Raw genomic sequence first — 7,041 nt, forward strand, 5'->3', positions numbered from 1 at the left:
CTTTTCAATTTTATCAGAATCAATTCCAATTCTTAGGATTATCGAAATATGAATTTTATCTCTAAAAAATCATTGGAGTCAACTTACTTGCAACGTTTTTGTATATGGCTCGTAGCGAGCAAAATAGCGATAATTTTTCAATTAAGCACGAGCCGAATTTTTTAATTTTCTTATTACCTTTTATCTCAATAAGCCAAATTAAAAAATTTGGTGGACTTGCAAATATGCCTTAACTTCGATTAAGCAACTGATTAGCTATGAGCTATATACGGTGTTGGGCTTAGTTTATTAATAACGTGTTACACTTTATACAATCGTAATTTTTTTTATCAAAATCTCTATATGCAAATTCTTTGCACTCTTCTGAAACACACCTTCTAATTTTCTTGCTAATAAAAGAATTTAAATCTAATGATGGACAAGCATATCTTGCAACCCTAATATCGAAGAAGGCATATTCATTTACTGCTTTTTTTGATTTTCTTTTTACAAGTCCAATTTTCTTTAATACTTCTGATTTTGTCCAAGGTAGAATAACATTTCTTATCGCAGCTGCATCACCAGCTACTTTATTATTAACTAAATCATTAATCGTAAATGATACAGAATTCGTTTTAGATAAATATCTTAAATTGTTTTGATTATAGAACATTTCCTCAACTTTTTCTTTGGAAAACATATCAATTGATTTATTTACAATATGATACTCGAATTTTAGACTTTTAGGATTTTCTTTTAATTGTTCTGACAAGATCCTATTACAAATTCTTATACAATCTCTTGGTGAAAATTCTGAAAAGATAATAACTCTACCTAAACTTTTCTTTTTACTAAAAAGAGAAAAAGAATCTTTAATAATATTATTGCTGAAAGCAGATAATCTTTTGTTAAGCATCTCCTTAATTTGAGAAACTTTCCATTCTAGTTGATATGAGAATACTCTATCTGGTCGTGCATCCTTAGAGCAATACTGCTGTAACTCATCCCATAAAAAGAACTTGAATGCAATACCTTCTGTTTCTAATAATTCTAAGTCTTTAAGTAATTCTGAAATAAATTTGTAACTAGCTTTTGGGTCGTTACCTGTAAGACTTTGCTCGTCAACTTTGTCAATTAAAATATAAATAGTTGAATAACCGAGTCTTTCTAGAAAAACTCTTAAGTTTAAAAAATTATCCTTATGAGAAGACTTAATTTTTTCATCAATGTCTACTTTAGATAAATCAATCTCGACACCTTTTTCCTTACTTATTTTTTTTATAATTTCTGAAAATGGAGCTTTAAATCTATCCCATATTTCTGTTGCTCTATCTGTTATTGTTTTTAAGGAGTTGATTGCTTGTTTTGGAAAAGATGCAGGAGTATTATATAAGTAAATTTTGCAAAGTTTATATAAATACTGTCTTTCTGAGTATGAAAATTCATTTTTATATTCAAATTCCTGTAGGTTACTTAGTTTATCGAAAAATGCAAGTAACAATAACCTATTTAAATATTCTAAATGATAACTTAGTTTGACTTCATCAATACTATTAAAATTTGATAAATCGTGTTCTGTATATGTTATTGTTAAAATCTCTTTGAAATTAACCGCTCTTTTTTCAATCATAACACGTTGAGCTGTTTTTCCACCACCTCTTGGTGCATAAATAATATTTGAAATTGGATTTTCAGGATCTCCCCATACATCTTCAAAATAGTCAGGATAAATAAAATATTTATCAATGATTGAACTTTCTTTATCTGCATTAGTATGCTGAAATGGATTTTCTATAAAACCTAAATTAGATAAGAAATCTTTTTTAGTCATTTTTTATTTTTTTAAATTAAGCCCAACGGTCTAGTATAAGAATAGTAGCGGATTTTACGAATACAGACTTTTCAGTTAAATATGACATTTTATTTATCTCGTACTGATTGTTTAAGTAATTAACCCGCTATTATTTTTATACTTTGTTAGGCACTGTGCTTTTTAGTTTCCGAATTGATTAGCAGGAGATATATAGTAATCACCAGGACCTGGCGCACTAAGTACCTCAAAGTGTTGAGTAGCCCATTGGCTACAGCCACATAAATTACGAGCTCTTACCTTGTATGGATATGTTCCGAGTCGAGTTGGTCTTATGTTTGCTGAACGATTATTGTTCGAGAACATAATCATTGCATAAGGGATTTCCCACTCATAAGACAAATTAGCTTGTGTGTAATTACTATTATTGTCGTGCATAGCTGTTATTTGATAAAAATTACCTAAGCTAATTGTAAACCCGCCTGAACTTATTAATGATAAATCGTTTTTTGGTTTTCCAACCCAAATAGTTTTGTAGAATGTTTGACTACCACATTTATTATTACCAATAGTAAAATTAAAAGCAAGTAAACCGCCACCTCCAAAAAGGCTATTTGGTGAAATTGTTAATGTATTACTGTTGACACCAAATAGACTTACTAGATTACTACCTTGTGTAATATTAATATTACTGATGTTAATATCATCATCAAAAAAGTAAGCGGTTGTAGAGCATACAATATCATCTGGGATAAACAAGTTAACATCGGAACAAGTAAATGTACAATCAAATAAGTCGATATTTGCATCGGCATCTAGTTCCTCTGCTAACCAATCTCCATTTCGTCTATTAAATGAAATATGCTCGGCATTTAAATTATTGTTTTGATTGGATGATGTTGTAAAATTCACAAAAGGAATTGCCCTATCTCCTGTCGGAGGATTTGCAGATGTATATTGCCTAAAATAATCTGTATTATCGAGGGTTGCATTACCACTACCAACATCTAATGCACTTGTAACTGGGATAAAGTCAAAACTTAGATTAACATTAATATTATAATCATAATTATAAAACCAATTGTTATCATCGCCACTTTCTGAAATAGCTAAACCATTTGGTGTTATACCGCCTGGATAATTATCAATAAACTTATCGCCATTTTGTGAATGTTTAGAAGTATTAAAAATGGTCCTTGTTATAGGGATAAGCCATAGAAATTTCTTTTCATAAGTTAAACGTCCTTTATATATTCTAGCTGTTCCAGATGCAGGAAATGCATTAGCTCTAAACTCTATATCCAACTCACTATTACCAGGTAAAAACCCTAATAGTGCTGCTGAAACATCATCTAATGCAATACCAACAACTGGGTCAATATTAATAAACAATGATTCAATGATACTAGTTAAAACCGATGTACCACCTTTACCTGTTACTGTTACCAATTCTTCATTTGAGGCTAATCCTTGACCATTACCACAATGGCTGGCATTACTTAAAGATATGTTTCGTGTTTGTTGAGGATAGCCCATATTTTGTAGTTCGCTTTGCCAAGCTAAATGAGTTGCATTGGTTCTATTACCATTTGTATCTACATTGTTAATAAGCATTTGATTAACTGCTGGTGCATCAAGTAAATCATCAATTGTAGCTAAACCATAGCTACCAGTACCATTAATCGGAATACTCACATTACCAAGAGGTGTTTGTATAAACTCATTAACAACGTGGCGACCCATATGTAAGATACCAAGTGGTATATGTGCACCTTGGTGTGGTGCATCGTGGCTAATGTAGAGACTTGTATCGTGGTCTAAATCTGTATCGTTTTCCATATCTTTTAGGGCATAACGTGCCACAAGACCTCCCATACTTTGTCCTAAAACCACATTTGGCTCTGTACTTCCTGCTTCTGCTTTTCGTTCATTAACCCATTTAATGACATCTTCTAAAACATAAGCGTTGCGTTGAATATAGTCTGTACCATTATCCCAATTAACGTAAACTATATCATAATCTATAGTAGTATTGTTTGTTATTAGATTTTGTAAATCTGTACTTGCTGACTGGTCAACGTATTGAAAAAATCGACCAATATCAGAATCTCCTATACTTCCGCCTTGTCCCATAATACCAGTATCTAAACCTTCTACTACAATTAGTGGCTTTTGCATTGTACAATTATTACTACCGTAAGCTATCTGCAACGTTGCAGAGCCAAAAATACCTTGGTAATCTTTACTTGCTGTAATAGACTTGTATTGCATTGAACAACTTGAATTTAAAGCTTGTAAATTAGAATTACTGTCTATTTGGGTCACTTTTATTTTTTGGCGACAGTATTTGTATTGCCCATTGGTTAATCGTACTCTATATGTCCAAGTATAAACTCCTGTTGTTGTATAATTTGTACTTGCAACTGTATTATTGGTTAGGTTTTTATAACCTGCGCCATCTCCAAAATTGATAGCAATTGCAGAAATATTAACATTGCTATGCCACAGTTCGGTTGGTAATTTTACCTCTATATTGCTTTTATTAAACGCAAATACTGGTGAAACTACAGCAAATGCTGTTTTGTTGTCATAAGGGTTTTGCCATATGCCATTAATATATTTGTCATCATACTTGTCATTAACCACACTAATTTTGTTAGCATATAATGCGTTTTCGTTTATTTTGGAATAATTGAAAAGTAAACCGCTTAACGTTACAGATGCTTTATTATTAAGGTTGCCCTTTTTACTTTGCTCTTTTTGAAGCGTTTTCCATTTCTCAAGTTCTTGCTGTGGTGATTTTATACCACTAACATTAAGTTGGGTTGCAGACGATACAATGCTATTATAGATTAAGTTGTAACGCTCAAGATCTAGATAATTGTCGTTACGCAATGCACCATCAAATTGAGTAACATCTATAAGGTCAAAACCATAATCTAAAAGAATGTGGTTTGGTATTCGGTTTTTTTCTAAAAGTGAAAATTTTTGATTGATGTCTGATGCTAATGAGGTATTTACATTTTGGGAATACCCAAAATGAAACACAAATGTCATAATAAGCAGATAAACGGTTTTGTTTAAAAAGCTTAAATTTAGAGTTGATTTTTTCATAATTTTGTGAATTGAATTAGACAAAGTTGTAGAGGTTGTTTAATTTGATGTTAATGAAAGGCTGTTCTGTCTCACAGAATAGTCTTTCTGTTTTAGTTTTGTTTTAACTCATATTAGTTTGTGGTTTTATAATTAGTTTGTATAGTTCATATCAAAGCGACCATTTGTAATATGTATTTCGCTCCCATCATCATCTAAAACTGTAAACTCAAAAGTGCCTGAGATGATAAAGTTATCTGGGTCAAAATTGGTAATGGTTAATGTTCCAGGTATTTCTGTTGTAGTTGTACCACTAAAGGTAATTCCACCACCAATATTGTATCTTCCAAAATAATTGCTAGAGCCATATGAAGTTAATTCATAAGAGGTCTCTTCAATGATTGGTGCGTCTATACACCCAATGTTGATTGATTTAAGATTTAAACCTCCACTATTACTCCCATAGATACTTAATGTGTATGCGCCGTCAACAAACTGATAAAAAGCTCCTGGTGCATTACTTCCAAAACTAGGTGGGACAAAAGCTTCTCCGTTTATTAAACAGCCAAAGGTTTGTTCTCCTGTTTGTGTTGCAGGTGGTAGTTGGTCTATTGGGTTTTGAGTGTTGTTGTCATCGTCGTTGTTACAACAGCTAAGTGACATTCCAATTATTAAAAGTAAAATAAGGTTTTTCATAATTCAGATTTTTCTTTAAATATATTCATTTTTCCGTAAACTTGCTCACGCATTGTGCCTAACGGTTTTGTATATGGCTCGTAGCGTGCAAATTAGAAAATTTTTTCGGATTGAGCACAAGCCAGATTTTTAAATTTTACTATCTATCTTTTTATTGGAAATCGTCAAATTTAAAAATTTGGCGACTTTCCAAATATGCCTTAACTTCGATTAAGCAACTCAACAGCTATGAGCTATATACGTTGTTCTACACCGTTTTTATTCCGCTGTCTTTTTGTAAACTAATATATAATCTTTTTCATATTCAACTTTCATTTCCGATTCTGTCAGCTCTATAATTCGGTCAGTCGATGCATCAAGAAAATTTCCTTTTTCATCTTTTCGCCATTTTTTATCGGGAAAAAATTTTTGAGTTTGAATTATCATTTGACCTTGCCTTGAGTTTTCTGGAATAATCATTTCATATTCAATCTCATTTGGTGACTTTATTCGCCAAACTCCATTATCCGAATTTTCAGGCGTAAATATTTTGGTATAAGTTCCGTCTGATTTTATAATAATATCAGGTCCATTCGCATTGAGCGTCATTGGTTTTCCATCAGGCGTGTTTCTGTCGAGAGTAATTTTGTTTATCTCCTTTCCATTTTGGTCAAGCGTTTTGACAAATTCCCAATTTCCGACAAGAGTTTGTTCCGAATTTGTTATATCTATTCCGCTATTTTCCTGTCCAAAAGCAATTGCAGAAATAAAAAGCAATAATGTTATTAGTATTCTCATAGTTTTTTCAAATGGTGTAGAACGTTTTTGTGTATGGCTTGTTGCGGAAAATCAGCTATGATTTTCCGCCGTAACCTAAAGATAGCAAATTGCAATGAATTCCGATTAGGAATTCAGCCGCAATGAGCTATACACGTTGTTGTGTGCCGTATTTTTCTTTCAGTTCAAGTTTTTTAATTCTCGACCGAATCGCTCCGTTATTCCGTCCGAAAAGTTCAGTCAGTTCGGTTATGCTTTTACCTTCGCAATAAAGCAATTCAAGTCGGTTGTCATCTTCATCAGTCCACGGTTGGTATGCGTTCTGATGCGTTTTTCTTTTTTCGTCCACAGAGTAGCTTTTTTCATCAGTCCGGATTTTATTAGCTACTTCTTTTATTTTTTCAGCGAGTTTGTCAATTCCTTCGTCAAATACGATTATTTGGTGTCTTTCAAATTCAGTTTCGCCTGTTCGTTTACTTTCAGATATTTTTAAATATCGGTCGCCATCTTTGGTTGTTTTCAAGTCCAAAAAATAAGTTCGATTTCCCGCTTGAAATTTGGTTGAGAATATGTTTTCGTTTTTCATTTGCGGTCAGTTTTTATATGGCACACAACGTTTTTGTATAACCGCAGTTATTACGGATTTAAAAGTAATGAATTTCAATTATAAAACCCAAGTGAGCAAATACGAGTTGATTCGGCTTGTA

At 32.2% G+C, this 7,041-nt stretch carries 5 protein-coding genes; all 5 read right to left on the reverse strand.

Going from position 1 to position 7,041, the window contains the following annotated elements; genetic code table 11:
* Positions 1-280: 280 nt before the first annotated feature.
* Positions 281-1,810, reverse strand: a complete 1,530-nt coding sequence (locus BUB82_RS11320) for a P-loop ATPase, Sll1717 family (protein ID WP_073193739.1) — start codon at positions 1,808-1,810, stop codon at positions 281-283.
* Positions 1,811-1,972: 162 nt separating this feature from the next.
* Positions 1,973-4,903: a lipase family protein gene (locus BUB82_RS11850; RefSeq protein WP_073193740.1), complete on the reverse strand. Its 2,931-nt coding sequence runs from the start codon at positions 4,901-4,903 to the stop codon at positions 1,973-1,975.
* A gap of 132 nt (positions 4,904-5,035) precedes the next feature.
* On the reverse strand, positions 5,036-5,578 hold the full coding sequence (locus BUB82_RS11330; RefSeq protein ID WP_073193741.1) for a Riean_0653 family protein: 543 nt from the start codon (positions 5,576-5,578) through the stop codon (positions 5,036-5,038).
* 258 nt (positions 5,579-5,836) lie between these two features.
* Positions 5,837-6,355, reverse strand: coding sequence for a hypothetical protein (locus BUB82_RS11335; RefSeq protein WP_073193742.1), 519 nt, complete (start codon positions 6,353-6,355; stop codon positions 5,837-5,839).
* 127 nt (positions 6,356-6,482) lie between these two features.
* On the reverse strand, positions 6,483-6,920 hold the full coding sequence (locus BUB82_RS11340; protein WP_073193743.1) for a DUF3276 family protein: 438 nt from the start codon (positions 6,918-6,920) through the stop codon (positions 6,483-6,485).
* Positions 6,921-7,041: the final 121 nt, after the last annotated feature.

The sequence above is a fragment of the Psychroflexus salarius genome (assembly GCF_900129035.1).
In the GTDB taxonomy this organism is placed as follows: Bacteria; Bacteroidota; Bacteroidia; order Flavobacteriales; family Flavobacteriaceae; genus Psychroflexus; species Psychroflexus salarius.

Bases quoted from the DNA above. Each gene is read 5' to 3' on its own strand.
- BUB82_RS11320 (WP_073193739.1), bottom strand. From the start codon at position 1,810: ATGACTAAAAAAGATTTCTTATCTAATTTAGGTTTTATAGAAAATCCA.
- BUB82_RS11850 (WP_073193740.1), bottom strand. From the start codon at position 4,903: ATGAAAAAATCAACTCTAAATTTAAGCTTTTTAAACAAAACCGTTTAT.
- BUB82_RS11330 (WP_073193741.1), bottom strand. From the start codon at position 5,578: ATGAAAAACCTTATTTTACTTTTAATAATTGGAATGTCACTTAGCTGT.
- BUB82_RS11335 (WP_073193742.1), bottom strand. From the start codon at position 6,355: ATGAGAATACTAATAACATTATTGCTTTTTATTTCTGCAATTGCTTTT.
- BUB82_RS11340 (WP_073193743.1), bottom strand. From the start codon at position 6,920: ATGAAAAACGAAAACATATTCTCAACCAAATTTCAAGCGGGAAATCGA.